Here is a 25,687-nt window from a genome sequence, read left to right on the forward strand (position 1 = left end):
CGGCACCGCCGAGCGTTACATCGGGTGGGCGTAACCGGGGCGGGACGCCGGGGGCGGGACCGTTAGGCTTGTCCGGTGGTGCAGAAAGCTGAACGGGTGGCCGCCGCCCGGACCGGGAGCGGAACCAGGGGCGGAGGCGGTGGCGCCGTCGGCAGAGGCGGCAGACCGGTGGGCAACGTCACCCGCGGCACCACCAACCCCAACCGGATGCGGCGCCTGGACCGGTGGCTCACGGGGACGCAGGCCTGGCGACTGCGACGGGCAGCTGATCCGCTCGTCATCGACCTCGGGTACGGCGCCTCGCCGGCCACCGCCGTCGAACTGTTCGAGCGTTTGTCCACCGTGCGCACTGATGTCCGTTTGGCCGGGATAGAAATCGAGCCGGCGCGGGTCCGGGCGGCCAAAGCCCTGGAACGGGACGGGCTGAGCTTCCACGTAGGCGGATTCGAGATTCCCGTGCCCGGGCGCCCGGTGATAGTCCGGGCGTTCAACGTCCTCCGGCAGTACGAGGAAGCGGACGTTGAGGCCATCTGGGCACTGGTCCGGGGCCGGCTCGGCCCCGGCGGGCTGTTCATCGACGGCACCTGCGACGAGATTGGACGGCGTGTGACGTGGGTGGCGCTGGACGCCGGCGGGCCACTGAGCCTGAGCATCTCCATGCGCTTCGGCGGCTTCGCACTGCCCTCGGAGATTGCCGAGCGGCTGCCGAAGGCCCTGATCCACCGGAACGTGCCCGGGGAGAAAATACATGCTTTCCTGCAAGCACTGGACAAGGCCTGGCTGGACGCAGCGCCGCTGGCCGCTTTCGGGAACAGGCAACGGTGGACCGCCATGTGCCGTTCAATGCTCGACGGCGGCTGGCCGGTCCAGGATGGACCGGCCCGTTGGCGGCTTGGCGAGTTAACGGTGGGTTGGGACGCTGTGGCGCCCGCCTAGGGTTATCTCGTTACACGGCCGTTTGCTACCAGGGGCCGTAGGGGCCCATGTTGCGGCTGCCGCCGCGGCCGGCGTCCTTCACTGCGGGTCGCACGTCAGCGAGGTACACGGAGGCTGCGGTGACCGCCGCGAGCCCGAACAGGCCCAGGGTGCCGAAACCGCCGCCTCCGCCGCCGAAGAGCGAAAGGCCGCCAATGGCCACAGCACCGCCGGTCAATGCCAGCCAGAACGTCTTGGTCCGCTTGGAAACAGCCTCAAAGGCGTTCGCCTTGTGGCGCAGGCAATCAAAGAACGCCCATACTTCAAGACCAAAAGCCACGAGCGCAAGGATGAAATACACCCAGGTCTCGACGAAGAGAATCAACAGTTTTCCGTCCACGTCCCCAGCCTAGCCGCCCAACGTGTCCAAGGCCTGCTCCAAATCGGCCCAGAGGTCTTCAACGTTTTCAATCCCGACGCTCAGGCGGACCAGGTTGTCCGGCACGCTGACCGGCTCGGCCGTATGGCGGCGTCGTCGTTCAATCAGGGATTCAACCCCGCCCAGCGAGGTGGCGGGCAGCCACAGGTGCAGGGCGCGGACCAGCTTGTCCGCAGCGTCGGCCCCGTTGAGGCCGCCGGCAGGGGCGATCTGCACGCACAGGATGGAACCGAAGCCCTTCATCTGCGACTTGGCGCGTTCGTGTCCGGGATCCGTTTCCAGCCCCGGGAACCGGATGCTCTCGATCCGGGGATGGTTGCTCAGCCGCCCGGCAAGGACGGCCGCCGACGCCTGCGAACGCTCGATGCGCAGCGCCAGGGTCCGCAGCCCGCGCAGTGCAAGCCAGGCCTCGAACGGTCCGGCGATGCCGCCGTGGATGATGCGGTGGTGCAGCAGCGTCGCACGGATCGCAGCGTCGGAGGTCACCAGGGCGCCGAGGACGACGTCGGAATGCCCGGCCAGGTATTTGGTCACGGAGTGGAGGACGACGTCGGACCCCAGGCTCAGCGGCTGCTGGACCAGGGGCGTGGAAAAGGTGTTGTCGGTGACAACAATGGCACCTGCCGCGTGGGCTGCGGCGGTCAGGGCCCGGATGTCCGCGATGCCGAGCATCGGGTTGGTGGGGCTTTCCAGCCACAGCATGCTGGCGGGCTTGCCCTCCGCCGGAGCCAGCAGTGCCTTCACGGCGTCGGTGTCCGCGATGTCCACGGTGCGAAGTTCGAACAATCCCTTCTCCGCGAGTTCCGTTGCCATCACCAATGAACCGGCGTAGCTGTGCGAGGGCATCACCAGCACTCCCCCTGCGGGGATCAGGGACAGTGCCGAGCTGACGGCGGCCAGTCCGGAGGCGTACAGCAGCCCTGGGAGGGACGCCCCCTCCAGCTGGCCCAGTGCTTCTTCCAACGGGTCCCAGGTGGGGTTGGAATAACGCCCGTAGCCGCGGTCGCCGTCTGCGAGCGGTCCGGTCCCGAAATAAGTGGAGGACAGGACGATGGGCGGGTTGACTGGCGCATCGCGTTTGCGGGGCGGGCGGCCGGCGGCCACAACCACCGTTTCAGCCGACAGCGCGGCAGCCTGCTGTTCGGAAAGACTCATGGTCACAGAGTACGTGGGAGGCCCACAACGCAGGAAAGGCGTTACGGTCCGGCACCTACGGTGTCGGTGATTGTCGGTAGGCTGGTCATGTGACTACCCAGAACCCCGGACTGTTCATTGCCTTCGAAGGCGGCGACGGCGCAGGCAAGTCCACGCAGGCCGCAGCACTGGCCGGGGCCCTTGATTCGCGCGGCTTCCGGGTGCTGCGCACGCGTGAACCGGGCGGCACGCCGATCGGCGAAAAGCTGCGGTCCCTGGTGCTGGACCACGGCCACGGCCACATCGATGCCCGCACCGAAGCCCTGATCTTTGCCGCGTCCCGCGCTGCCCACGCGGACCAGGTCATCCTCCCCGCCCTCGAGCGCGGCGAGATCGTCCTCACCGACCGTTACATCGACTCCTCGGTGGCCTACCAGGGCGCAGGACGGGACCTCGGAACCGCGGCGGTGCGGGACCTGAACGAATGGGCCACCTCCGGCCTGCAGCCGGACCTCACCGTGCTGCTCGACGTCGACCCCGATCTCGGCCGCCTCCGCCGGACCGCGGGCGACGCCGCCGAAGACCGGATGGAATCAGAAGCCGACGAATTCCACGCCAAGATCCGCACCGCTTTCCTGGACCTCGCCGCCGACCGCCCCGAGCACTACCTGGTGCTTCCGGCCCACCTGCCGGTCGCCGAGATTGCCGGGCTCATCCTGGCACGGGTGGACTCGCTGATAGGGTCCCGGCAGCTTTCCAGGCAGGTCAGCACAGAAGGCGTGGCCCCGTGACCGTCTGGGATGACCTGCAGGGCCAACCCGCCGTCGTCGCCCAGCTCCGCCAGGCCGCGCAGGGCGAAGGCCTGACCCACGCCTGGCTGTTCACCGGCCCGCCCGGATCCGGCAGGTCCAACGCCGCCAAGGCCTTTGCCGCCGCCCTCAACTGCGACCAGGAGGACGTGACCAGGCGCGGCTGCGGCGAATGCGCGGCCTGCCTGACCATCCTTGGGGAAACTCATTCGGATGTGGCGTTCGTCCGCACCGAAAAAGTCACCATCACCATTGACGAAGCCCGGGAACTGGTCTCGACCGCCGGAAACCGGCCCTCATCCGGACGGTGGCGGATCATCGTTGTGGAAGACGCCGACCGCATGGCGGAACGGACCACGAATGTGCTGCTCAAGGCCATCGAAGAGCCCACTCCCCGCACCGTATGGATGCTGTGTGCGCCGTCCCCGGCGGACGTCCTGGTCACCATCCGTTCCCGCTGCCGGCCGGTGGCGCTGCGGCTCCCACCGGCCGCCGACGTCGCGGCTCTGCTGGTGAGGCGCGACGGCGTGGATCCGGCTCTCGCCGAGCGCGCCGCCCGCGCGGCGCAAAGCCACGTCGGCATTGCCCGCCGCCTCGCCCGCGACGCCGACGCCCGCGAACGGCGCATGGAAACCGTCCGTTTCCCGCTGGGACTGCGGGGCATCACCGCAGCGGTCCTGATGGCCGAAAAGCTGGTGAAAATCGCCACCGAGGAAGCCAACAGCTCCAACGAAGTGCGCGACGCCGAAGAAAAGGCAGCGCTCCTGGCCACGCTCGGCGCTCCGGAGAGCGGCACCCTGCCGCCGGCCATGAGAAGCCAGATCAAACAGCTGGAGGATGACCAGAAGCGGCGCGCGAAGCGCTCCATCACCGATTCGCTTGATCGGACGCTCACGGACCTGCTCTCGTTCTACCGTGACGTGCTGATCATCCAGATGGGGAACGCCGTGGAACTGGTGAACGTTGAACTCAAGAGCGAGCTGGCTGAGTTTGCCGCCCGTTCAGGTCCGGAGGCAACACTGGCCCGCATGGATGCGATCAACAAGGCCCGGCAGCGGATCACCACCACCAACGTTGCGCCCCTGCTGGCCATTGAATCCATGGCCGCGAGCCTGATCTAGTGCCGCCGCATGTCCCCCGAGTCCACGCCAAGTCCCTCAAGGAGCCCTGCATGAAGCCTGCCCGACGTCTGCCCCTACGGTCCCGGTCCGGATCGACCGCGGCCAAGGCAGCTGCTGGCACCCTGGCCGTATTGCTCGCGTTGACGGGCTGCACCCTGTTGGGCCAGTCCGACGGCGGATCAGCCGGCGGGAGCACAGGCAAGGCCGACCCTTCCATCGCCGAGGCGGCTCCTGAAGAGCTCCGGAGCTTCTACTCCCAAGAGGTCTCTTGGACGTCCTGCGAGGACAAGCTCGAGTGCGCCAAAATCAAGGTGCCCGTGGACTACAGCAAGCCCGAGGGCGACAGCATCGAGATCGCGGTCCTCAAAATGAAGGCAACAGGCAAAAAGACCGGCAGCCTGCTGGTCAACCCCGGCGGCCCGGGCGGCTCCGGCTACGACTTCGTCAAGGATGCCGGCGCGACGAACATTTCCAGTGAAGTGCGCGCCAAGTACGATCTGGTGGGCTTCGACCCCCGCGGCGTGAAGCGGTCATCCCCCGTCACCTGCCTCACTGACCAGGAACGCGACGAATCCCGCGCAAAGAACTACGACCTCAGCTCGGACGCAGGCCTGGCGGCCGCCCTCGCCGACAACAAGGCAACTGCGGCCAAGTGCGCCGAAAAGACCGGCCCGGTGCTGGCGCACGTGGACACCGTCAGCGCCGCCAAGGACCTGGACATCCTGCGGGCCGTGGTCAACGACACCAAACTGAACTACCTGGGCTACTCCTACGGCACCTTCCTGGGTTCCACCTACGCTTCCCTGTTCCCGGACAACGTGGGCCGCATGGTGCTTGACGGAGCGCTGGACCCTTCGCTCAGCAACGAGGAGCTCACCAGCGGCCAGGCCCGAGCCTTTGAGAAGGCAATCCGCGCCTACGTGCAGAAGTGCCTCGGGGACAAAGACTGCCCCCTGAGCGGCACCGTGGACAGCGGTGTCCAGCAGATCCGTGACGTGGTGCAGGCCGTGGACGCCAACCCGCAGCGCGCCCAGGACGGCAGGCTGGTCACCGGGTCCGCCTTCGTCAGCGGCCTGATCCTCCCGCTCTACAACGACGACAACTGGCCCCTGCTCACCCAGGCGCTGGACGCGGCCCTCAAGGGCGATCCCTCACCGATGCTGCGGCTCGCCGACTTCGGCGCGGACCGCGATCCGAGCGGCAAGTACACGTCCAACAGCGCCTTCGCCTTCAACGCCATCAACTGCCTTGACTACCCCATGGTGACGGACCCCGCCGCCATGCGGGCAGAAGAGCAGAAGCTGCGGCAGGAATCCCCCACCCTGGGCTACTTCTTCGCGTACGGCGGCACCAACTGCCAGGACTGGCCCTATAAGAGCATCCGCACGCCGGCACCCGTGGAGTACCCGGGCTCGGCACCCATTGTGGTGGTGGGCACCACCGGTGATCCCGCGACCCCGGTGGAATGGGCCGGCGCTCTCCGCAAGCAGCTGGGCAACGCTTCCCTGGTGACATGGAAAGGCGAAGGGCACACCGCTTACGGCCGCTCGAACAGCTGCGTCACCGATGCCGTGGACGGCTACTTCCTGACCGGCGAGGCCCCCGCGGACAACACGCAGTGCTAGGCCGGGTGCCTGCCGCCCTGGCGTAACGGGCTACGCGGAACGTCGCGCCAGCAGCTGCGGCACGTCACAGATGGACTGCACGACGGCGGTGGCACCCGCCGCGCGCAGCGCCGGCTCCCGGTGCGCCCCGGTAAGGACCCCGGCCACAGTGGTGGCGCCGGCGCGCAGTCCCGATTCGATGTCCGCGCAGCTGTCACCCACGACGGCAACCCTCCGGACGTCGTCCAGGTCCAGCGCCAGGACGGCCGTCAGGATCATGTCCGGATAGGGCCTGCCCCGCCCTGCGTCGGCGGGGCAGAGGCTCAGGTCTGCCAGTCCCATCCAGCCAAGGCTCTCCAGCACCATGTTCTGCGTGTGGCGGCCGAACCCGGTGGCAAGGCAGACCATGATGCCTGCTTCGCGCAGCCAGCCAATGGCGTCCTCGGCGCCGGGAACCGCCCGGATGATGCCGTCGGCTATCAGTTCATCGCAGCTGCGCTCAAAGAAGGTGTTCGCTGCCGCGGCCCTCGACCGCTCCTCGAACAGGTGGTTGAACACGGCGAGTTTTGACATCCCCGAGGTGTCCCTGGCGTACCGAAGCATGCGCTCAAACTGCACAGATCCTTCCGCTACGCCCTGGTCGGTAAGGGTGCGGGTCATGGCACGCTCCAACAGGCCGCCGTCGAAAACTGTTGTTCCCACCATCGCCAGCACGGCCAGCCGGACTTCCTGCCGGCCATCCCGGGCGGCCCACGGCAGCGTGGGGTCCAGCGCGGAGGCTGCGTGCCGTGCGGATGTGTCTGCTGTGTCCGGAGTCATGGCCCAAGCCCCTTCGCTGAGAAGCGCCCGCCGACGCGGCCGCATTTGGTCGTTCCACAGTGCGGGCCCTTCGGGACCCGTTGCTGAACCCGCCCCGACCGCCGGGTGAACATCCAGACAACGTCCGCCACGGCCATTCTGCGGGCGCCTGATCCGCTCATTTTGACCCGGGCAAGGGACTCTATTACAGTTGTCTCTTGCATGATCCGCCCGGTTCTTCCGGGAATTTCATGCGGTGCTTCCTTAGCTCAGTCGGTAGAGCGTTTCACTCGTAATGAAAAGGTCATCAGTTCGATTCTGATAGGAAGCTCGGGATAAACCCCGGACAGCCCCTAAATCTAGGGGTTTCCGGGGTTTTTCGCTGGTTAAGCCGAAGTCCTCGCGTAGGTCCAGGGCATACTTATGGCACACTTTGGTCTCCCTCCATCCGATTTCCATCTTCAAATGTGGGGCGATTCTAGCCGCGCATCAAGGACATGCTGCCGGATCCGGCGCCACTGTGAGCCCATGATTAGGGACACGACGCCAGCCGAATGGGCAGAGGGCCCTGCTTGAGAACTCAGGCACCTCCCGGAGCAGATTACGTTGGCTTCGGCTGCGGACGAAGCGGGTTCGAAGCGCATCGTGGAGGGGCTCGATTCTTCGCAAGCGTTGCGGGATGGCCGTCATCGGTTTGTCGGTGGAAGACGTCAGGCGAGATCACCGTCTACCGGGGCGGGGCTATCTGGTCGTTCGAGGCGGAGCCGCCGCCTGGCGCCCGACCGGAAGGCGGATCCTCGTCGAACGCGTTTTGGGCGGCCGTCCGATTGCGCATGTGGCCAAGGAAATGGGCATCTCCCGGACCTGCGCCCACCGCTGGATCAGCCGGTACCGGGCCCATGGTTGGGACGGTCTTCAAGATCGCAGCTCCAGGCCAAAATCATGCCCGCACGCCACCCCGGCAAACATCGTTGCCGAGGTCCTGACTCAGCGTGTGGAGCACCGCGAGGGGCCAAGCCGAGCCAACCACCGCAAATCGCCCCAAAAGGTCGGCTTCGACTACGTGCACGTCGCTGTCGATGACTACACCCGGCTCGCTTACGCCGAGGTACTGCCCGACGAGAAAGGCCCGACCTGCGCCGGGTTCCTCACCAGGGCCGCGGCCGTCGTGGCAGCCAACGGACGCAGAAGGCTGAACGTGGCGTCGCGGACCAGCCACGCAGGGTTAGGGCAGATGTCCCCATGGCTGCAAGAGACAGGGATGCCAGAGAATGATGGAGGCGCCTCCGTTGGGCACCCGGATGACAGGTCCGTTAGCAAAAGTGACTGGGGAACATCATGAAACTCACGAAGCATAAAACAGCTACTGCCGGAGCCGTTCTGGCTCTGGGGGCCAGCGCATTTCTTGCGGGCGCGCCCGCTGCCAACGCTTCAGGTACAGGTACAGCGTGCCCATCAAAACGGGTGTGCTTCTACTTCAATTCCGATTTCCAGGGCGCACGGGCCGACTACGCCTACAGCGACGCAGGCCTGGGCAACGAACTGTTCACAGATGGCCCGGCTGGCCGGAACGGATGGGGCGTCCAGGTCAACAACAACGCCGCATCAGTGATCAATAACACCGGCAAACACCTCTACTGGTACAAAGACGCCAACTGCGATTACAGAGGTGGGTCTGGCGTCCTGCCCCCTGGCTCGCGTGTGAACCTGTCCGCCATCAACGCTAAAAACGACATTTCTTCGATCTTTTTATGGGGGTCTGATGGCGGGGCGGAATGCATCCAACGGGACCAGTCCTGGGCTTAGCCCAACACTGCACCGAGGCGGCAATGCCGCCTCCTCCCAGGGCAATGCCAAAACCTGCGCACCAACCGCAACACCTGGGTTCACTAGAAATTGAGCCACCAGAAAAACACACGGAAGGCCGGCACCCGTCATGTGAGTGCCGGCCTTCATGTTGACTGGGGGAACGTACCGAAGCCAGCCCAACGATCCTCACGAACCGCACAGAAACGAATAACGACACCCCTATTGCCGCGTAGTCGCAGGCACGACCGGCCTTAACCCAGCGGGTCGCCCAAAAGAACCTCGGCCGCCGACCTGGATGGCGCGCAGCTCCCCGGTCTTTATCAGGCCCCGGATGAGGCTCGTCTTCACGTTCAGCTCTTCGGCTGCCTGCTTGATCGTCAGAAAGCGGCGCTTTACGGGCTCCTCGGTCACCCGGCACCCCTATGCGCGGACGTGGGCGCCCCCTAGTACTCGATGGCTTTACGGTCGATGGACTTCAGCGCGGCGAGGCGGGCTTCCACTTCGGTCTGCTCCCCGAGGTCTTCCAAAGAGGCGAACTGGGCCTCCAAGGATGAGGCGGCGAGTTCCTGCTGGCCACGGACCGTAGCCTCCTGGCGGCGGATATTCTCTTCGTACCGGCCGATGGCCGACGTCGGGTCGCCGGCGTCCAGGGCCTTGAGGGCGTCGTTGACCTGGGATTGCGCGGCGGCGACCCTGGCCCGGTTGACCAGCTGGTTTCGTTTGGCGGTCAGCTCCCCGAGCTTGCCCCTCATCTGGTCCAGACCGTGCTTGAGCTGGTCGACGACCTGGTTCTGCGCGGCCAGGCCGGGCGCCTGGGCCTTGGCGGTGGATTCGGCGGACATCTGCCGCTGAAGAGCGAGCCTGGCGAGAGCGTCGAACTTGTCGGCGTCAACGCCGTTTCCGGCGGCCCGGAACTCGTCAGCTTTGCGGGAGGCGGCGACCGCCTTGTGACCCCAGGTGTTGGCGTCGTTGACGGCGCGGGCGTGGTCGTCCTCGGCCATCCGAAGGTTGCCGATGGTCTGGGCGACGGCAGTCTCAGCCTCACGGATGTTCGCCGAGTAGTCCCGGACCATTTGGTCCAGCATCTTCTGCGGGTCTTCCGCGGAATCCAGGAGGGCGTTGATGTTGGCCTTCGCGAGCTGGCCGACGCGGGCGAAAATACTCTGCTTCACGGTGTCTTTCTATCGGTAATGGAATTCGGATTCTATGTGTACGGCAGGGCCGGGGACCAGCTGCGGGGATCCGGCACTGGCTGCCTATCCCAGCTTCCGTATCCTTAGAGCGGACCGTAGCCGGCGTTGCCGTTCGGGTCCCGCCAGGTGGCCAGGTCACCCTCCACAGCCCTCCGGAGGTGCGGGTCCGTGTGGAGCCGCCGGCGGAAGGACTGGCGGGCCCGGCCCATCACCGCCGAGGGGACCAGAATGCAGGCCGTCAGGAGGGCCACGAGGAGCAGGTACGCACCGACCAGCGCAACAACGGTGCCGCGCTCTTCGGCCGAAGGAAGGGTTGCTGCCATGCCTGCGCCCGTGAGGCCGGCCAGGACGGCCACCATGGTGATGCCGCCGCGGGCGCTGCCGGGGCCTCGGGTGATGAGGGCCGTATCGGTGCTGGGGACGGTGGCGCGGACCCGTTTCCAGGCCAGCAGCCCGGCGACGGTCAGAGCGGCGCCGATCAGGCCCAGAACCAGCACCCAGACGGTATTCCCGGTCAGGACTGAGACGAAACCGCCCGTGAAGACAAGGACGGGTCCGCCGCTGATCGCGCTGCTCCAGGCGGCCGCCAGGGTTCCCTGGGCATCGGCCAGTTGCCGGAGCCGGGACGGGGCGTTCGGCGGGCTGACCCTGGCGAGGTCCGGGGAGAGCCAGGAATCCAGGGGATGGGCCGGCTGCATCCTTGCAGGCATGTGCGTCATCAACTGTTGCCTTCTGGGTGGATGGTTACTGTCCTAACTCCGCATCTCAACTGCAGCACGTTCGCGGCGGATTCGAGCTGGCAGTCCTGGTCTTTGACCCGCGGCCAGCCCGAAAGCTCAGGAGCGCTATTGGCCCGCTTGTAGTGGAACTCGTCGTGCTCGGTGTAGACGACGACGCTGTCGCCGTCGAACCCGTCCTGTTTGATGAGTACGGACTGCCCGTCCGCGGCTGTAACCTTCACGGTGTCCCCGATGCCGAATGCGCCCAGGGCCGTGAAGATGAAGATCAGGCCGACGCACGGCACGGCAGCCGCGGCCCCGGCCACTATGGTCCAGCCGATGATGCGCCGTGGTGCCCTTTTGGTGATGCGGCCGGTCATTGCCGCGAGCAGGAGAGATAATCCAACGGCGCCAGACAGGAGCGCCACGATCAGGAACCAGGACGCGACGGAGTCCGCAGGGATGCCGACGTAGAGGAACAGGTCCTTCCGGGCGGCGGCCCCGTACGCCTCACTGATGGCAAGGTCTGCCCAGGTGCACAGAGCCGCTGTGACGATAAGGGCGCTCCCCCAGACTTCTCTGCGTTTCATGGGTTGGACTGGTCCGAGCGCTGACCGGTAGCCAAAGCCAGAGCATCCTCTATCGTCTGTGTCGGCGCCACGACCGGCGCAGGAGCGGGGCTGGCGGCGGCAGCTCACGAAGGATGGCAAGGCAGAGCCCTCCCCAAAACTCGATTCGCACTGATTCACCCAATATCTCGCTGGACGCGTCCGGCTAGTGCCAGCCTAGCGGACACTGGCTGCGTCATGGTGGCGCCGGTCAGGATGGCAAAGATACGTTACCGTCTGCATCATCCCGCCCTGGGTTTGGTCAGCGGTGGGTGGATGTGCCGGTCGGTGGCGGTGAACAAGGCTGCCGGGGCGCCTGTGGCCGCTTGTGACTTCCTGCCGGTGTCTTCGAGCTGGGGCATCATCTTGCGGGTGAAGTTCCCCGCTGTCAGGGTGGTGTTCCACACAGCGTCGTAGACGGTGCGGAGCTGGGTCATGGTGAACTCGGCGGGCAGCAGCCGGGCGGCCACGGTGGTGTATTCCATTTTTCCGGCGAGCCGGTTCAGTCCGTCGCGCAGGATGGCGGCGTGGTCGAACGCGAGGTTCCCGCTATCGAGCACGTCGTGGACCGGGTGCCAGGCGGCGGATGAGGCGTCGGTGCCGGCGGAGATCTCCGGCAGGGCCTGGCCGTCGGTGGCCAGTAATGCCAGATGTGCCACGGAGACCACCCGCATTCTGGGGTCCCGGTCCGGATTGGTGTAGGTGGCCAGCTGCTCGACGTGCACCGGCAGCTGCCCCAAATCCAGGCTGGTTTCTTCGGCGAGCTCCCGGTATGCGGCCTGTTCAGCGGATTCGTGGGGGCCGACGAATCCGCCGGGAAGCGCCAGCGCGCCTTTGAACGGGTGGCCGCCGCGGCGGACGAGGGCGGTGTGCAGCACTCCCCCGGATACCGCGAAGACCACCAGGTCGGCCGTCAGTGCGATCGAGGGGTAGTCCTTGGGCTTGTAGCTGTCCAGGAACTCCTTCTCGGCCTTTGAGTTGCGGCTCATACCGCTGCTCCTTCCAGGACGGTGCGGGTAGCCCAGGGAGGCGAGGTGAATTTGCTCCGTTGCATGAGGATGAGCTCGATGATCTCGACGGCGGTCTGCTTGCGGCGTTCGTGGTCGCCGCTGACCAGGATCCAGGAGTGGCCTTCTGCGGTCAGGGCCTCCTTGAACCATTCGGTCATTTCGGCCCGGCGGTGTTCGCCTTCGCGCCAACCGTCGTCTTCGAATTCCACACCTTCGTGATCGGTGATCAGGTACAGGTCCCGGGGCGGCAGGTTGCTGGCGGCGAGGTAGGAACCGTAGCTGCGTTCGCCGATGTAGAACCGTTCCCAGAGGGTGGTGGCCAGTGAGTCGGTGTCGGCGATAACCAGCGGACAGGCATCAGCCGCGGCGTTCTCCATCTCATTCTGCCGGGTCGCGATGCGGCCAAAGTCCTGCTCATTCCAGACCATGTCCTCAAGGACGGCTTCCGGCATCTTTGCGCGCAGGGCGTCGAACTTTTCGTACGTGTAGTCGCGGCCGTATTCGGGGACATCTGTGATCCCGGGAAACCGTGGCCGGTAGTGCTCGGTGAGCGCCTTGACCAAGGTGCTGGTACCGCTGGATTCGGCGCCGACGAGGATGATCCGGGTGGCCAGGCCCTGCCGGGCAGGGCCGATAATGTAGGGCCAGGCGGACCCGAGGTCATCCCGGCAGAGCGTCCCGCTGATCGGGAAGGTGGTCCGTGACTGGTCCACGAGGACGTGCTCGGCACCGAACGCCTGGGCGAGCTGGGCCCCGTATTCTTCGGAGCTGAACACCGCCTCGACTTCTGTCACCCCGCGGGTCTTCAGGGCCAGGCGCATCAGTTCGCTCTGCGCCTTCCAGATCTCCTCGGAGTTGTAGTCTTCCGGGCAGTCGTTGGGCATCCCGATAACGTGCACTCCGGCGATGTCCTCGAACTCGGCCGCCAGCCATGTGGTCCGGTCGGCGACGGTGATGGACTCGAAGCGGTTTCCCAGGACCAGGACCGAGACGTTCTCGGACTGTGCGGCGGCGGTGTTGATCAGGTGGGCGTGGCCGGCGTGCGGCGGGTAGAACTTGCCGATGACCATGGAGTTCTTGTACATCTCAGGCTCCTGCCGTGACAGGCTCGGGAGAGGCGGCCGGGGCTTCCAGGGTGCGTGTGCGCTTCCAGTCAATGAGGCCGTAGATGCAGAGGGCGAGGAAGCCGATGTAGAGGATTGCCGTGAGCGTCAGGCCGCGGCTGAAGTACAGCGGAATGGAGACAACGTCGATAATGATCCACACGTACCAGTGCTGAAAGATCTTCTTCGCCTGCCCGTACGTGGCGACCAGGGAGGCGGTCAAGGCGAATGCGTCCGGCCAGGGCACTACAGAGTCGGTGCCGTGGGTGAGGATCATGGCGACCCCGGCCGTACCTGCCACGGTGGCGCCCAGTCCGAGGATCATCTCCTTGGGGTTGGCATCCCGGATGGGAAGGTCGTTCGTGCCGTCGGTGGCGGCGTTGCCACGGATCCAGTTGTACCAGCCGTAGATGGCGACGGCGGCGAAGATGATCTGCAGAACGGTTTCGCCGTAGAGGCCGGCGCCCAAGAACAGGACGATGAACGCCAGGTTGTTCAGGATGCCTATGGGCCAGTTCCACAGTTTCTGCCGGGCGACGCCGTAGACGCAGGCGGCGCCGGTGACGAAACCGATGATCTCGATCCAGCTCACGGGGTTGCCGAGGAGGTTGGGGATGGCTGCGGAGTTCATCCAGTCGAGCAGGGCATTCATGTCGCTCCCATCATTGTTATCAAGCTGACAATATCCACCCTAGCAGCATTATTGTCATTGTGATAACAATCTCCGGGGCGTGCGGCATGCTCGACAAGGACAGGAACGAAGTCCCGGACCTTCCGGTATCCAGTGCACGGTGGCGTAACCCACACCTGCCGGCTCCGCTGGCTGGCCACCCGGACGCGCAGCGTTGGCGGGCGACAACCCTGGGCGTTGTCGGCTTGTGAGTGCTGAGGGTCTGGTCGGTGAATGGTCCGTGGACGGCGAGAATCTTGATGGCAGTCCGCACTGCATGCTCAGCAGGGCCCGGTGCTTTCGTCGAGCTTGGTCTGAAATGAGGTGGGCTGAGCAGAGCGCCGGAAGACGTTTCGCCCCGTCACCGGCGTTTGAAGGTGACCCCTCCGATGAGCCCTGCCAGTGCTGCCGGGAGGGCGAACAGGCCAAAGATCTGCGGCACGAACGATGGCGGCGTGGTGATCATCGTGGCCAGGCCCACCAGCGCCACCGGTGCCGCAACGCAGAGCGTTACCCAGAGCGGATACTGCCGGATCTGGGACCAGACGGCCGCGGCAATGGAGGCAGCCGATCCTGCGAGCATGAACAGCCTGCCGACTCGCAGCCGCTCTACAAACTCGGGTACCGGTTCGTAGGCGAACAACATTGTCCGTTCCAGGGAAATGCCCGTCATGATGATGGAGACTCCGACCAACGCCGCCCACGGCAACGCCCGGCTCCTCCACCACCGGCGGACAACGTAGCGTTCGCCACTCGGTGAGTTCGTCACCCTGTGATCTTATCCGCTGGTCGGTCAACGGCGACCGGCAAAAGCGACCGGCAAAAGCAGGAGCTATTGTGTTCCTGCCGGCCGTCCGAAACCCTTGAGCTGTGAAACTGCATCCTTCTGGCCAGGCTGCTCCAGGCCGCCGGGCGTTGCCGGGCTCGCCGTGGAGAATGGTGCTTGGATTCGGTCTGGTCAGCCTGGCCGTCGATGCAGTGTCCGATGGCGCACGTCCCCTCGCCGGCCCCCTGCTGGCCCAGCTCGGTGCCTCCGCTTTGGTGGTTGGACTGGTCACAGGCGCCGCCGAAGCCGCAGCCCAGGGGCTCCGGCTGATCTTCGGCCCATGGGCGGACCGCACCGGTAAATATTGGACTTTCACGATTGCCGGTTATGCGCTGACCGTCCTGTGTGTTCCCTTGCTCGCTGTTACCCCCGTTGCCGGTGCAGCGGGGCTGGTGTTGGCATCCGCCCTGATCATTGGCGACCGCGTCGGCAAGGCCGTGCGCAGCCCTGCGAAGACTGTCCTGCTAGCCTCCGTTGCCGTGCCGATCGGGCGTGGGCGAGGTTTCGCCGTCCACAAGTCACTGGACCTTGCCGGTGCGTTTGCAGGGCCCCTGATCGCCTCCGCGGTCATCGCTGCCACCGGATCACTGTGGCCGGCCTTTGCGGTCCTGGCTGTTCCCGGGGCCCTTGCCATGGCCCTTCTGTTCCGGCTGCGGACCCGCGTACCAGAACCACAGCGAGCGGCGGAGCAGGAAGTACCGGAGGCGCCTGACACCCCGGGCTCCCGGGAACGTGCTGACAAACCGGCGGAACGCCTTCCCGGGGTGTTCCTCCTCTTCGCCCTCTCCGCCTTCTTCTGGAGTGCGGGCCTGGTGGCCTTCGGTGTCATCGCATTCCATCTGACGGCCGCGGTTGATGTCCCTGTTTCCGCGGTCCCGCTGGTTTACGCGGCTGCCATGGCGGCGGCTGCGCTGGGAGCCCTCGCCAGCGGATACGGCTACGACCGCGCCGGCGGTGCCGTGCTCCTGGTCCTGCCGGTCCTGGTTGCTGTGATCCCGGTATTGGCGTTCGCCGTGAGTATGGGGCCGGTGCTGGCCGGGATCCTCGTGTGGGGCGCCGCCACGGGCATCCAGGACTCAACGGTCAAGGCGCTGGTGGCCGATCTGGTGGTGCCTGCCAGGCAAGGGACAGCCTATGGAATCTTCGCCGCCTTCGAAGGAGGCGGCGCACTCGCCGGCGGAGCCTTGTACGGCGCGCTGTACGGCTCCCGTCCTGCGCTCATTGCCGCCGTGGCGGCCCTGCAGGCAGTGGCGATGGTTCTGCTGGTAGCCACAGTCATCCGGTCACGCCGCCGCCCCGGTGCGCAGCCGGGCCCGGAGCCTGAATGACAGCTTCCGGAGTTCACCAAAAGCCAGCACCGCAGACGCCAGCAGAACGCACATTCCCCAGTGGCGGGCATCCATGGACTCCGTCCCGAAGGCCCTCTGCAGAAACGGCACCTGAACCACGGCGACCTGGAGAACAACGGCCACTGCGACCGCACCCCACAGCCACTTGTTGACGAACAGGCGGTGAAAGGCGCTGGAGGTCTCGGAACGGGAATTGAACGCATTGAACAGCTGGGCGAACACCAGGGTGGTGAACCCGGCGGTACGCGCCACCTGCAGGGAATCATCGCCTTCCACCAGCCCGCCCGGCAGGAAGATGTCGATGCTGAGCAGGGACGCAAGCCCCATGACTAGGCCCACCGACAGGATTCCGGACCACATCCGACGCCCGATGATGCGCTCCGTGCCCTGACGGGGCCTTCGGGCCATGACGTCGTCGATCTCCGGGTCCACACCCATGGCGAGCGCCGGCCCGGAGTCCGTCACCAGGTTGATCCAGAGGATCTGGGTGGCGAGCAGGGGCAGCGCAACGGCTTCTCCCGGGGCGCCGGCCAGCCCCAGCGCCCCGGCAAAAACGACGCCGAGGAACACTGTGAACACTTCGCCCATGTTGGAGGACAGGAGGTAGCGCAGGAATTTTTCGATGTTCTCGAAGATGATGCGGCCCTGGCGGACGGCCGAGACAATGGTGGCGAAGTTGTCATCGGCCAGGATCATCTTGGACGCTTCCTTGGTCACCTCGGTCCCGGCGATGCCCATCGCAATGCCAATGTCCGCAGACTTCAGCGCCGGCGCATCGTTGACCCCGTCCCCCGTCATGGCCACAACGTTGCCCTGCGCCTGGAGGGCATCAATGATCTGCAGTTTGTTCTGCGGGGCCACCCGCGCGTAAACCGAGGCGGAAGCCGTGACGGCACGCAGCCCTTCCTCGTCCAGCCCATCAAGCTCCGCCCCGGTGACAGCCCGCTCGCCCGCATGCGCTATCCCCAGGTCACCGGCAATCCGTGCCGCACTAAGCGGGTGGTCTCCGGTGATCATCAGCACCCGGATCCCGGCGTGCTGGGCGGCGGCCACCGCAGCGGCGGCCTCGGCCCGGGGAGGGTCGATGATGCCCACCACTCCGAGGTAGACGAGGGTGCTCTCATCAGCTTCGTCCAGCACCTCGAGTTCGTGCCTGTCCTCGTCCCCATACCGGCGATAGGCCACGCCGAGCGTCCGGAAGGCCTGTGCGGACAAGGCATCCACCGCCGCGAGCGCCTGTTCGCGGCGCCTGTCGTCCAGCGGGACAATGCGCTCCCCCACCTGCAGCCCGGTGCAGCGTCCGAGCAGCACGTCAGGGGCACCTTTGGTGATGAGGGACAGGGTGCCCAGCTCCTTGTGGTGGGCTACCGCGGACATCAGCTTCCGCTCCGAGGTGAACGGCACCTCGCCGTGGCGTTCGTATTCGCCGACGCGCTCGATAACGCCTTCCAGCTTGCGGGCCGCAACGAGGAAGGCAGCTTCGGTGGGGTCCCCCTGGATCTCCCACTCGCCGTCGTGCTCCCTCAGCTGTGCGTTGTTCGCGAAGGTGCCCCCGGCAAGGACCAGCCCCGCTTCAAGGAGCACAGCCGGATCAATTTCGTCGCGGCCGTCCTGGCGGGCACCGCCTTCGGGCCGGTACCCGACCCCCGTCAGTTCCACCTCGCCCGAGGCCGTGACAATCCGGCCCACCGTCATCTCGTTCCTGGTCAGTGTGCCCGTCTTGTCCGAGGCGATCACCGTGGCAGAGCCGAGAGTCTCCACCGAGTGCAGTTGCTTGACGACGGCGTTGTGGCGGGCCATGCGCTGGACGCCCAACGCCAGCACTACGGAAAGGATGGCGGGCAGCCCCTCCGGGACAGCCGCAACGGCCAGCGATACGCCGAGGAGCAGGACGGTCACCAGATCGCCCAGTGAGGCAATTCCGTTAACCGCGACCACGGTGGCCATGACGACGACGGCGATGACGATCACCGTAATGCCCAGCAGCCGGCTCACTCCCGCAATTTCCTTCTGGAGCGGCGTGGGCTCGGCGACCGTCCGTTCCAGCATGCCGGCGATGGCGCCGACCTCTGAATCCATGCCCGTTCCGGTCACCACTGCGCGGCCTACACCCTGGGCGACGGCCGTGCCTTTGAATACCATGTTCAACCGGTCCCCCAGCGGGACACTGCCGGTCAAGGTGCCCGGGTCCTTGAAGACCGGTTCGCTTTCTCCCGTCAGCGAGGCTTCGCTGACACGTAACGACGTGGCGGTGAGCAGGCGGGCATCCGCGCCCACGGCGTCGCCTTCACTCAGTGCAAGGATGTCGCCGCGGACGAGTCCGGCTGAGGGCACCGTCTTCAGCTCACCGTCGCGCAGGACGGTGGAGTTGGCCGCGGTCATGACCTTCAGGGCAGCCACGGCGTTCTCGGCTTTGTTCTCCTGGACGTAGCCCAGTACCGCATTGAACAAGACCACAGCACTGATCACGAGGGCATCGACCGGAACGCCGCGGGCGCCTTCCATTGCCCAGGCCACGACTGAAATTGCGATGGCTGCCAGCAACAGGTAGATCAGCGGATCCTGGAACTGGGACAGGACCCGTCGCCACCACGGTTGCGGCGGCGCGGACTCGAGTTCGTTGGGACCGTCGCGCGCCAGCCGGCGTGCGGCTTCGTCCGAGGCGAGGCCGATACCAGGGTCAACGCCATAAGCGGCCACCGCCTCGACGGCATCGCGGAGGTGCCAGGGGGCGGCATCGTGGGATACCGCCTGGCGGGGAGCATCCGTCATGCCGCTGTCACCCACATGCCCCCACACTTGCCCACCGTCCGGGGCGGCGCAAGGGGCCAAGGGCCCCCACCCTAATTCGACTTAGCGGCCTGCCCACACCGATGCGGCCCCGGAGTGGCCGGTGATGATGCTCTGGTAGATCAACACCGCTCCCGCAACCGCTCCGGCGGCCTGCAGGGCAATCCGCACTGCGCGGTTGCTCCGCAGCCGGCCCATGAAACCCCGGGCCCCCAGGAGGTCAAGCCGCCGGGCAAAAGGTTCGTAGGTGACCGCCAGCGTCATCGCGACCACCACAAAGAAGGCCACGGCAAGATACTTCAGGAGGTCGCCTTGTTCAACGTGTTCGTGGAGGAGGCGCGAGGCCGGCCTGGTCTTTTCCAACTGCTCACCTGCCTGCGCGGTGAGCAGCGTCAACGGGACCAGCCCCAGGGACAGCACCCCCAGCGGCCACGCCAGATGCCGGCGCGCGGCGCGCCACGCGGCGTACACGATGGCCGCCAGCCCGGCGAGCGGAGCCAGGACCACGACGCCGTGGATGAGCAGGATATGGGCGGGCAGCCCGGCAATTTCGATCATTCGAGTTCCTCCACGACGACGTTGATACCCGGTGGTTCGATGGGCTGACACGCTGACGCCTGCACCGGACCCCTATGATGCTCGCATGGGAGAGCAACAATTCGTGGAAATTGCCTCCGCACTCTACCGGCTTCCCCTCGAGGGATTCGTGGCGGCCCGGACAGCGGCGGCGAAGACTGCTGCTGCGGACGGCGGGCGTGACCTTGCCGAGGCTGTCCGTGCACTGCCCAAGCCGTCCGCGGCCGCCTGGGCGGTGAACATGCTCGCTGTGCACCGCCCGGACTCGCTGCGCGAGCTCGCAGAGCTGGGAGCCGCCATGCGCAGGGCCCAGGAAGACCTCGACGCCGGCGCACTCCGCACGCTCTCGCAGGAGCGTCGCCAGCTCCTCAGCCGCGTGATGGGAACGCTGCGTGAGGTGGCGGAACAGCAGGGCCGCAAAGTGAGCGCCGCCGTCGCAGCGGAGGCCGAAGCGACGTTGCGGGCTGCCACTGTTGACGAGGGTGCCGCGGCAGCCGTGCGGAGCGGCCGCCTGCTCAGGGTGCTGTCGGCGGACGGCGTGGACCGGGTGGATCTCCGGGAGGCAATGGCGGCCCCGGGCGGCCCCGCGCTGCCCGCAGAGCCGCCGTCGGATGCCGGACCGTCCGTGGAGGCCGCTCCGCCGGACAGCATCCCGGCGGCAGCTTCCGCTGAAAAACCGCGGTTGAAGGCGGTGGGGACGAAGCGCCCGGCTCCCACGCCGTCGGCGGTCGAACGCGCCGCGGCGCGCCTGGCCGAAGCTGAAGAGGCTGCCCGGTCGGCGGCAGAGGAAGCCCGGGACCGCACATCGGAATTCGAGGAGGCCGCCCAGGCAATGACACGTCTCGGCGAAGAAGCGCGCAGCCTTCGCGAGCGCCTCAAGAAGGTGGACGAGCAATTCGACCTGGCAAGGAAACAGCAGGCTGCCGCTGCCGCCCGGATGCAGCTGGCAGTCCGCGCCGCGGAAAAGGAGCAGCGCGCGGAGGTTCTCGCCCGGGAGAGGGTGCTCCGGCTTCGCAACACGCCGGACTGAGTGGCCTTTTCTGTCAGAGGCCGGTTGCACACTGGATTCATGGACAAGAACCTCAGCACCAGCCAGGCAGCCACTCCGGGGCACCTCGGCGGCGACGCCGCGGGGCACCGGGAATTCCACGTCACCTACTTTGATGCCGACTGCGGCTTGATCCGTACGGAAGCGTTCGACACCCTGCCGGAAGCAGAGCGGTTTGCCAGCCGTAACGTCTCCGACGAGGACGGCTGGGCAGTGATCGATGCCGTTCCGGCGGAGCAGGGACGGCTGGCAGCCTAAGTCAACGCAGGAGGCCCCGCACTGTGTGAGTGCGGGGCCTCCTGATCAGGAACCCTTGGTGCTTGTGCGCCTGCGCTAAGCTATCTGGCGCCGCAGCTGCTTAGGCGAAGCGCAGCTGCCTAGGCGAAGTCGGAAACGGCGGGGTCCGGGCCGATGCGGCCTGCGCCTTCAGCAGTCCGGTCCAGCCCGTTGATCGCCTGGATGTCTGCCTCGTCCAAAGTGACGTCCAGGGCAGCATAGTTCTCGCGGATCCGGGACTCCGTGACGGACTTCGGAATCACCACGTTGCCGATGGCCAGGTGCCAGGCAATGACCACCTGGGCCGGCGTGGCATTGTGCTTGGCCGCGATCTCGGCGACGGCCGGGTGCTCCAGGAGCTCGCCGCCCTGGCCCAGCGGCGACCATGCCTGGGTGAGGATGCCCTTGGACGCGTTGAATTCGCGCAGTTCGGCCTGGTTGAAGAACGGGTGCAGCTCAACCTGGTTGATGGCCGGGACAACGCCGGTCTCGTCGATGATCCGCTGGAGTCCCTCGGTGGTGAAGTTGGAAACGCCGATGGACTTCACTCGGCCGCGCTTCTGCAGCTCGATCAGCGCCTTCCAGGTGTCCACGTACTTGTCCTGCTGCGGCTGCTGCCAGTGGATCAGGTACAGGTCCAGGGTTTCGAGGCCCAGGCGTTCCATGGACGCCTCAAAGGCAGCAAGGGTGGACTCATACCCCTGGTCGGCATTCCACAGCTTGGTGGTGATGAAAATGTCCTCCGGCTTCAGCCCGGAGCGCTCAATGGCGCGCCCCACGCCCGCTTCGTTGCCGTAGATCTTGGCGGTGTCGATGTGGCGGAACCCGGCTTCGAAAGCCTGGACCACTACCTTTTCCGCTACGTCGTCTTCGACCTGCCACACTCCGTAGCCAAGCTGGGGAATGGTGTTGCCGTCGTTGAAAGTCAGTTCAGGAGAAAAAGTCATTAGTTCATACTGCCAACCGCAGCACCGTCCGGCCAGCAAAAGCGGCTGGCTAAGCTAGGCGCTTAACCGGGAATAGCCGGTCCGACTGCCACCTCGCGGAACTGATCTTCCCTTGTCCCCTACGATTCCGGCCGCTGCTCGGAAAGGCGCCGCTCGGCGTCGGCGATCTGTTCAAAGACCGACTCTGCCCGGCGGCGGACCGAGGCTGCACCTACCGGGACGGGACCGACGGCGAGGCGGAGCATCGCCGCGGCCTCAGCCGTGGTGGCGAGCGAGTTGCCTGCTTTGGACAGCGATCAGTGCACGCCCGCCAAAGCCCCCGGGATGTCCAGCCCCTCGCTGGGCGAACGCCGCTGGGCTTCGACGCAGACCTGCCGGACCCGGACCGAGAGGGCGGAAAGGTCGTTGGCGATCTCCACCAGCTCGGCATACAGCTGGTCGTCCTCGACGCCTTCCAGGACCTGATGGAACCGGTCAAGCCCGCGAAGGAAACGGTCGTGGGCGCGGCGCCACAGCCCTTTGCCGAGCTCGGCGTCGTCTTTGCGCCCCTGGCGGGCGGCTGCGAAAAATGCCACGCGGAACCTAGAGGTACTGGCCGGGACCGTGGTCCGGGTCCTCCGGCGCTCCTGCCCGTTCCCCGGCGGGATGAGGTGCCCGGGCACGCTGCGGCTCGCCGTCCTCGCCGATCACGACGCCGGGAGCGATCACCGTGCCCGGCGGCAGCTGGCGCAGCTGCCTCTGCGCCACAGCGTGTTCGCGGGCGGCGTGCTGTGCGGCGATGGCGGTCTGGATGCCGTGGAACAGCCCCTCCAACCAGCCGACGAGCTGGGCCTGGGCGATGCGCAGTTCGGCATCAGACGGCGTGGCCTGTTCCGGAAACGGCAGGCTGATCCGTTCCAGCTCTGCGACGAGTTCCGGGGCCAGCCCGTCCTCGAGTTCCTTGATGGAGCGTTCGTGGATCGCTGCGAGGCGCCCGCGCGCGGCTTCGTCCAAGGGCGCCGACTTCACTTCATCCAGCAGCTGCTTGATCATGGTGCCGATCCGCATCACCTTGGCAGGCTCGTCCACCAGGTCCTGGAGGTTGCTCCCCTTGGGCCGGGCTCCGGTTTCAGGGTTCAACGCCGGACCGGACGCGGCCGCGTCGTCGAGAGTGGTGCCCTCTACGGGGTCCTCAACAGCAGGCTGAGTGTCGTTCGGATCGCTCATGGGTTCATACTCTCACGAGCCGCCAGTGCAGGCGTCAGTCAATGAACCCAGTTGACCCGAACGGAACCGGCAGTTCCCCGGAACGGCCAGGGGCGCCGTCGGACCTTAACGGTCCGGCGGCGCCCCCGGCGCACGTGTGCTTAGCGGCCCTTCAACAGCAGCGGCCCTGGGGATTGCTGTCCTGGCGGTCCGTGCGGTCCCTCCAGAACTCCCGCTCGGTCATGGGCGCTTCCCCATGTCCCGAGTCCGCGTGGTGCTCCAGGTACTTCGCATAGGCGTCCGCACCCATCACTCCGGCGAAGTACCGGGCGAAGCCCCGGAACCCTTCGAGGATCGCGTTCATGACCGGCTTCCCATCAGTGGTGTGCGGACTTTTCGAGACGCAGCTCGGCGGGAAGTTTGTTCCATTCGCCCACGAGCTCCCGCTCGGCCGCCGTGGGTATGAATCCCGCTGGAGCATACGTCCGGGAAGGCACGGCCGGGTCCTCGTGGTCCGTGTGGGCGACGCCGTCCCGTGCGTTGCGGAACGCCTTTGCGGTTGCCACGACCGCCGTAATGATGACGATGATGCTCAGCACCACGAAGATCACCGACAGCCAGCCCTGGATCATGGTGTTGCGCACCACGGCTTCCATGGCTGCGACGGTCTTGGCCGTGCCGAATTCCTTCTTGCCGTCAGCCAGTGCCTTGGCGAACGCCGCGTTGTTGGCGAAGTAGCCCACGGCCGGAACAGTAGAGAAGATCTTCTGGAAGCTGGCGGTGATGGTGACGACCGCTGCAAAGGCCAGAGGCAGCGCCACGATCCAGAGGTACTTGAACGAGGCACGCCTGGCGGCGATGGCCATGCAGACACTCAATGCGATGGCCGCGAGCAGCTGGTTGGCGATGCCGAACAGCGGGAACAGCGTATTGATGCCGCCCAGCGGGTCAGTGACGCCCATCAGCAGCACCGCACCCCAAGCGCCCACCATGATGGCCGTGCAGAGCCAGGCTCCCGGCCGCCACGAGTGTTCCTTGAACTTGGGAATGAAGTTGCCGATGGAGTCCTGCAGCATAAAGCGGGCCACGCGGGTGCCGGCGTCCACGGCGGTCAGGATGAACAGCGCCTCGAACATGATGGCGAAGTGGTACCAGAACGCCATCATCGCCGTGCCGCCGATGAACTGCTGCATGATATGGGCCAGGCCCACAGCAAGCGTTGGTGCACCGCCCGTGCGCGACACGATGCTTTCCTCGCCGACGTTCCTGGCGGTCTCGGCCAGGAGGTCCGGGGTGAGGTTCACACCGGCAAGGCCCAGGCTGTTGACCCAGGTGGCGGCCGTTTGCACCGTGCCTCCGGTCAGGGCCGCCGGGGAGTTCATCGCGAAGTACAGCCCGCGGTCGATGGAGATGGCTGCGACGAGGGCCATGATGGCCACGAAGGACTCCATCAGCATGCCGCCGTAGCCGATCATGCGCGCCTGGCGTTCTTTTTCGATCAGCTTCGGGGTGGTGCCGGAGGCGATCAGGGCGTGGAACCCGGATAGCGCGCCGCAGGCAATCGTGACGAACAGGAACGGGAAGAGCGCCCCGGGGAACACCGGCCCGTTCTCCCGGCTCGCGAATTCGCTGAACGCCGGAACAGTGATTTCGGGGCGGACCACGATGATGGCCAGCGCCAGCATGACGATCACGCCGATCTTCATGAACGTGGAGAGGTAATCCCGGGGGGCCAGCAGGAGCCACACCGGGAGGATGGCGGCGATGAAGCCGTAAACAACCAGGCCCCACGCGATGGTGACCTTGTCCAGAGTGAAGAACGCTGCGCCCCACTCGGTTCCGGCCACGGCGCCGCCGCCGATGATGGCAGCCATCAGCAGCACGAAGCCGATCAGCGACACTTCCAGGACCTTGCCGGGCCGCAGAAAGCGAAGGTAAACGCCCATAAAGAGGGCGATGGGGATTGTCATGCCGACGGAGAAGACACCCCAGGGGCTTTCGGCCAGTGCATTCACGACGACGAGGGCCAGGATGGCCACGATGATCACCATGATCAGCAGGGTGGCGATGAGGGCTGCCGTGCCCCCAATCACCCCAAGTTCCTCGCGGGCCATCTGGCCCAGCGAGCGGCCTCCGCGGCGCATGGAGAAGAACAGCACGAGGTAGTCCTGCACCGCTCCGGCCAGTACGACGCCGATGATGATCCAGAGGGTGCCCGGCAGGTAGCCCATCTGGGCCGCAAGTACAGGGCCAACCAGCGGCCCGGCGCCGGCGATGGCGGCAAAGTGGTGGCCGAAGAGGACGTTGCGGTCCGTGCGGACGTAGTCCTTGCCGTCAGCTTTGTATTCCGCGGGTGTGGCCCGGCGGTCATTGGGCTTGGTGATGTACCGTTCAATCACCTTGGAGTAGAAGCGGTATCCGATCAGGTACGTACAGACAGACGCGAACACAAACCAGATTGCGTTGACTGTTTCGCCGCGGATGATGGCCAGCATGAACCAGGCAACGCCGCCAAGCAGCGCGATGGCGGCCCAGATCGCGATCTTCGCGGGTGTCCACTTGCGCTCTTCCGCCTCGAGGACCGCCTCGTCCACCGATGTTGGCGGAAGCTTTGGATCAGGCACCAGCGCGTCCTCCGATAATGCTGTCCGCGCCTTGCCATCCGGCATTTTGCCCATGTCTCCTCCTCGAGAACCCCAGCTGATTAGATATCCCCTTCGCACCATACCAATGCCGGGGACGCACGGATACTGCTTTG

At 66.1% G+C, this 25,687-nt stretch carries 26 protein-coding genes, 1 tRNA gene and 3 pseudogenes; 11 read left to right on the forward strand and 19 right to left on the reverse strand.

Features of this window, described 5'->3' with window-relative positions; all coding sequences use genetic code 11:
* The first annotated feature begins 75 nt into the window (after positions 1-75).
* Entirely contained in the window at positions 76-936 is an 861-nt protein-coding gene (locus tag JOE31_RS19215; RefSeq protein ID WP_374100864.1) for a class I SAM-dependent methyltransferase, read from the forward strand.
* Between the two features lie 25 nt (positions 937-961).
* Here JOE31_RS19215 and JOE31_RS19220 read toward each other — a convergent pair whose 3' ends face one another.
* Complete coding sequence (locus JOE31_RS19220; protein ID WP_209747302.1) at positions 962-1,315, reverse strand: DUF2516 family protein; 354 nt, start codon at positions 1,313-1,315, stop codon at positions 962-964.
* A 9-nt stretch (positions 1,316-1,324) separates the two neighbouring features.
* Positions 1,325-2,509 carry a PLP-dependent aspartate aminotransferase family protein gene (locus JOE31_RS19225; RefSeq protein ID WP_209747304.1) on the reverse strand — a complete coding sequence of 395 codons (1,185 nt, stop codon included), beginning with the start codon at positions 2,507-2,509 and terminating at the stop codon, positions 1,325-1,327.
* 89 nt (positions 2,510-2,598) lie between these two features.
* Here JOE31_RS19225 and tmk point away from each other — a divergent pair, with 89 nt between their 5' ends.
* Genes tmk through JOE31_RS19240 form a run of 3 tightly spaced genes read left to right on the forward strand, consistent with a single transcriptional unit; the run spans position 2,599 to position 6,043 of the window.
* A complete protein-coding gene (gene tmk, locus JOE31_RS19230; protein WP_209747306.1) occupies positions 2,599-3,279 on the forward strand; it encodes a dTMP kinase in 681 nt (226 codons plus the stop codon).
* The gene (locus JOE31_RS19235; protein ID WP_209747308.1) at positions 3,276-4,418 is read left to right on the forward strand and encodes a DNA polymerase III subunit delta'; all 1,143 of its coding nucleotides are present in this window, start codon (positions 3,276-3,278) and stop codon (positions 4,416-4,418) included. Before tmk ends, JOE31_RS19235 begins: the two co-directional genes overlap by 4 nt.
* A gap of 50 nt (positions 4,419-4,468) precedes the next feature.
* Positions 4,469-6,043, forward strand: a complete 1,575-nt coding sequence (locus tag JOE31_RS19240; RefSeq protein ID WP_209747310.1) for an alpha/beta hydrolase — start codon at positions 4,469-4,471, stop codon at positions 6,041-6,043.
* Positions 6,044-6,073: 30 nt separating this feature from the next.
* On the opposite strand, the gene JOE31_RS19245 is transcribed toward JOE31_RS19240, so the two are convergent.
* Positions 6,074-6,841, reverse strand: a complete 768-nt coding sequence (locus JOE31_RS19245) for an HAD family hydrolase (RefSeq protein ID WP_209747312.1) — start codon at positions 6,839-6,841, stop codon at positions 6,074-6,076.
* A gap of 237 nt (positions 6,842-7,078) precedes the next feature.
* Between JOE31_RS19245 and JOE31_RS19250 the strand changes: the two genes are divergently transcribed.
* The 4 genes and pseudogenes from JOE31_RS19250 (at position 7,079) to JOE31_RS19260 (ending at position 8,626) form a co-directional block, all read left to right on the forward strand.
* A tRNA-Thr gene (locus JOE31_RS19250) sits at positions 7,079-7,151 on the forward strand.
* 348 nt (positions 7,152-7,499) lie between these two features.
* A pseudogene (locus JOE31_RS21975) lies at positions 7,500-7,802 on the forward strand (helix-turn-helix domain-containing protein); the annotation flags it as partial.
* A 66-nt stretch (positions 7,803-7,868) separates the two neighbouring features.
* Positions 7,869-8,003 (forward strand): annotated as a pseudogene (locus tag JOE31_RS21980) (IS481 family transposase); the annotation flags it as partial.
* 155 nt (positions 8,004-8,158) lie between these two features.
* Positions 8,159-8,626, forward strand: a complete 468-nt coding sequence (locus tag JOE31_RS19260) for a peptidase inhibitor family I36 protein (protein WP_209747316.1) — start codon at positions 8,159-8,161, stop codon at positions 8,624-8,626.
* 222 nt (positions 8,627-8,848) lie between these two features.
* Here the strand turns inward: JOE31_RS19260 and JOE31_RS21760 are convergent, their stop codons facing one another.
* From JOE31_RS21760 to JOE31_RS19300, 9 genes are all read right to left on the reverse strand, one after another.
* Positions 8,849-9,040 (reverse strand): helix-turn-helix domain-containing protein, encoded by a 192-nt coding sequence (locus tag JOE31_RS21760; protein ID WP_209747318.1) that lies wholly within the window; start codon positions 9,038-9,040, stop codon positions 8,849-8,851.
* 32 nt (positions 9,041-9,072) lie between these two features.
* The gene (locus JOE31_RS19270) at positions 9,073-9,801 is read right to left on the reverse strand and encodes a PspA/IM30 family protein (protein WP_209747320.1); all 729 of its coding nucleotides are present in this window, start codon (positions 9,799-9,801) and stop codon (positions 9,073-9,075) included.
* 104 nt (positions 9,802-9,905) lie between these two features.
* Positions 9,906-10,541 carry a hypothetical protein gene (locus JOE31_RS19275; RefSeq protein WP_209747322.1) on the reverse strand — a complete coding sequence of 212 codons (636 nt, stop codon included), beginning with the start codon at positions 10,539-10,541 and terminating at the stop codon, positions 9,906-9,908.
* Complete coding sequence (locus tag JOE31_RS19280) at positions 10,541-11,131, reverse strand: hypothetical protein (RefSeq protein ID WP_209747324.1); 591 nt, start codon at positions 11,129-11,131, stop codon at positions 10,541-10,543. Before JOE31_RS19280 ends, JOE31_RS19275 begins: the two co-directional genes overlap by 1 nt.
* A gap of 260 nt (positions 11,132-11,391) precedes the next feature.
* Positions 11,392-12,138, reverse strand: coding sequence for an NUDIX domain-containing protein (locus tag JOE31_RS19285; protein ID WP_209747326.1), 747 nt, complete (start codon positions 12,136-12,138; stop codon positions 11,392-11,394).
* On the reverse strand, positions 12,135-13,244 hold the full coding sequence (locus JOE31_RS19290) for an AAA family ATPase (protein ID WP_209747328.1): 1,110 nt from the start codon (positions 13,242-13,244) through the stop codon (positions 12,135-12,137). Before JOE31_RS19290 ends, JOE31_RS19285 begins: the two co-directional genes overlap by 4 nt.
* A 1-nt stretch (position 13,245) precedes the next feature.
* On the reverse strand, positions 13,246-13,914 hold the full coding sequence (pnuC, locus tag JOE31_RS19295) for a nicotinamide riboside transporter PnuC (RefSeq protein WP_209747330.1): 669 nt from the start codon (positions 13,912-13,914) through the stop codon (positions 13,246-13,248).
* The gene (locus JOE31_RS21985) at positions 13,911-14,093 is read right to left on the reverse strand and encodes a three-helix bundle dimerization domain-containing protein (RefSeq protein WP_374100865.1); all 183 of its coding nucleotides are present in this window, start codon (positions 14,091-14,093) and stop codon (positions 13,911-13,913) included. Before JOE31_RS21985 ends, pnuC begins: the two co-directional genes overlap by 4 nt.
* Positions 14,094-14,293: 200 nt before the next feature.
* Positions 14,294-14,701 (reverse strand): hypothetical protein, encoded by a 408-nt coding sequence (locus tag JOE31_RS19300; protein ID WP_209747332.1) that lies wholly within the window; start codon positions 14,699-14,701, stop codon positions 14,294-14,296.
* 167 nt (positions 14,702-14,868) lie between these two features.
* Between JOE31_RS19300 and JOE31_RS19305 the strand changes: the two genes are divergently transcribed.
* Positions 14,869-16,086: an MFS transporter gene (locus tag JOE31_RS19305; protein WP_209747333.1), complete on the forward strand. Its 1,218-nt coding sequence runs from the start codon at positions 14,869-14,871 to the stop codon at positions 16,084-16,086.
* On the opposite strand, the gene JOE31_RS19310 is transcribed toward JOE31_RS19305, so the two are convergent.
* Together JOE31_RS19310 and JOE31_RS19315 are read right to left on the reverse strand one after the other, a co-directional pair.
* Entirely contained in the window at positions 16,042-18,879 is a 2,838-nt protein-coding gene (locus JOE31_RS19310) for a cation-translocating P-type ATPase (RefSeq protein WP_209747335.1), read from the reverse strand. The genes JOE31_RS19305 and JOE31_RS19310 overlap by 45 nt on opposite strands.
* Positions 18,880-18,960: 81 nt before the next feature.
* Entirely contained in the window at positions 18,961-19,455 is a 495-nt protein-coding gene (locus JOE31_RS19315) for a hypothetical protein (RefSeq protein WP_209747337.1), read from the reverse strand.
* An 85-nt stretch (positions 19,456-19,540) separates the two neighbouring features.
* Between JOE31_RS19315 and JOE31_RS19320 the strand changes: the two genes are divergently transcribed.
* The gene (locus JOE31_RS19320) at positions 19,541-20,503 is read left to right on the forward strand and encodes a hypothetical protein (protein WP_209747339.1); all 963 of its coding nucleotides are present in this window, start codon (positions 19,541-19,543) and stop codon (positions 20,501-20,503) included.
* A 39-nt stretch (positions 20,504-20,542) separates the two neighbouring features.
* The gene (locus tag JOE31_RS19325) at positions 20,543-20,779 is read left to right on the forward strand and encodes a hypothetical protein (RefSeq protein ID WP_209748708.1); all 237 of its coding nucleotides are present in this window, start codon (positions 20,543-20,545) and stop codon (positions 20,777-20,779) included.
* A 119-nt stretch (positions 20,780-20,898) separates the two neighbouring features.
* Here JOE31_RS19325 and JOE31_RS19330 read toward each other — a convergent pair whose 3' ends face one another.
* The 5 genes and pseudogenes from JOE31_RS19330 to JOE31_RS19350 all read right to left on the reverse strand — a co-directional run bounded on the left by JOE31_RS19330 (position 20,899) and on the right by JOE31_RS19350 (position 25,607).
* Complete coding sequence (locus tag JOE31_RS19330) at positions 20,899-21,744, reverse strand: aldo/keto reductase (protein ID WP_209747341.1); 846 nt, start codon at positions 21,742-21,744, stop codon at positions 20,899-20,901.
* Between the two features lie 119 nt (positions 21,745-21,863).
* Positions 21,864-22,319, reverse strand: a pseudogene (locus tag JOE31_RS19335) (hypothetical protein).
* Between the two features lie 7 nt (positions 22,320-22,326).
* The gene (locus tag JOE31_RS19340; RefSeq protein ID WP_209747342.1) at positions 22,327-22,950 is read right to left on the reverse strand and encodes a bacterial proteasome activator family protein; all 624 of its coding nucleotides are present in this window, start codon (positions 22,948-22,950) and stop codon (positions 22,327-22,329) included.
* 151 nt (positions 22,951-23,101) lie between these two features.
* Positions 23,102-23,293, reverse strand: coding sequence for a YbdD/YjiX family protein (locus JOE31_RS19345; protein WP_209747344.1), 192 nt, complete (start codon positions 23,291-23,293; stop codon positions 23,102-23,104).
* A 13-nt stretch (positions 23,294-23,306) separates the two neighbouring features.
* Positions 23,307-25,607 carry a carbon starvation CstA family protein gene (locus tag JOE31_RS19350; RefSeq protein ID WP_209747346.1) on the reverse strand — a complete coding sequence of 767 codons (2,301 nt, stop codon included), beginning with the start codon at positions 25,605-25,607 and terminating at the stop codon, positions 23,307-23,309.
* Positions 25,608-25,687 lie beyond the last annotated feature (80 nt).

The sequence above is a fragment of the Arthrobacter sp. PvP023 genome, assembly GCF_017832975.1.
GTDB lineage: Bacteria > Actinomycetota > Actinomycetes > Actinomycetales > Micrococcaceae > Arthrobacter.

What these genes read in the sequence shown, in the direction of transcription:
- JOE31_RS19225 (WP_209747304.1), bottom strand. Translation starts at nt 2,509, where the DNA reads ATGAGTCTTTCCGAACAGCAGGCTGCCGCGCTGTCGGCTGAAACGGTG.
- JOE31_RS19240 (WP_209747310.1), top strand. Translation starts at nt 4,469, where the DNA reads ATGAAGCCTGCCCGACGTCTGCCCCTACGGTCCCGGTCCGGATCGACC.
- JOE31_RS19245 (WP_209747312.1), bottom strand. Translation starts at nt 6,841, where the DNA reads ATGACTCCGGACACAGCAGACACATCCGCACGGCACGCAGCCTCCGCG.
- JOE31_RS19260 (WP_209747316.1), top strand. Translation starts at nt 8,159, where the DNA reads ATGAAACTCACGAAGCATAAAACAGCTACTGCCGGAGCCGTTCTGGCT.
- JOE31_RS19275 (WP_209747322.1), bottom strand. Translation starts at nt 10,541, where the DNA reads ATGACGCACATGCCTGCAAGGATGCAGCCGGCCCATCCCCTGGATTCC.
- JOE31_RS19280 (WP_209747324.1), bottom strand. Translation starts at nt 11,131, where the DNA reads ATGAAACGCAGAGAAGTCTGGGGGAGCGCCCTTATCGTCACAGCGGCT.
- JOE31_RS19285 (WP_209747326.1), bottom strand. Translation starts at nt 12,138, where the DNA reads ATGAGCCGCAACTCAAAGGCCGAGAAGGAGTTCCTGGACAGCTACAAG.
- JOE31_RS19290 (WP_209747328.1), bottom strand. Translation starts at nt 13,244, where the DNA reads ATGTACAAGAACTCCATGGTCATCGGCAAGTTCTACCCGCCGCACGCC.
- pnuC (WP_209747330.1), bottom strand. Translation starts at nt 13,914, where the DNA reads ATGAATGCCCTGCTCGACTGGATGAACTCCGCAGCCATCCCCAACCTC.
- JOE31_RS19305 (WP_209747333.1), top strand. Translation starts at nt 14,869, where the DNA reads ATGGTGCTTGGATTCGGTCTGGTCAGCCTGGCCGTCGATGCAGTGTCC.
- JOE31_RS19310 (WP_209747335.1), bottom strand. Translation starts at nt 18,879, where the DNA reads ATGACGGATGCTCCCCGCCAGGCGGTATCCCACGATGCCGCCCCCTGG.
- JOE31_RS19315 (WP_209747337.1), bottom strand. Translation starts at nt 19,455, where the DNA reads ATGATCGAAATTGCCGGGCTGCCCGCCCATATCCTGCTCATCCACGGC.
- JOE31_RS19320 (WP_209747339.1), top strand. Translation starts at nt 19,541, where the DNA reads ATGGGAGAGCAACAATTCGTGGAAATTGCCTCCGCACTCTACCGGCTT.
- JOE31_RS19325 (WP_209748708.1), top strand. Translation starts at nt 20,543, where the DNA reads ATGGACAAGAACCTCAGCACCAGCCAGGCAGCCACTCCGGGGCACCTC.
- JOE31_RS19330 (WP_209747341.1), bottom strand. Translation starts at nt 21,744, where the DNA reads ATGACTTTTTCTCCTGAACTGACTTTCAACGACGGCAACACCATTCCC.
- JOE31_RS19340 (WP_209747342.1), bottom strand. Translation starts at nt 22,950, where the DNA reads ATGAGCGATCCGAACGACACTCAGCCTGCTGTTGAGGACCCCGTAGAG.
- JOE31_RS19345 (WP_209747344.1), bottom strand. Translation starts at nt 23,293, where the DNA reads ATGAACGCGATCCTCGAAGGGTTCCGGGGCTTCGCCCGGTACTTCGCC.
- JOE31_RS19350 (WP_209747346.1), bottom strand. Translation starts at nt 25,607, where the DNA reads ATGGGCAAAATGCCGGATGGCAAGGCGCGGACAGCATTATCGGAGGAC.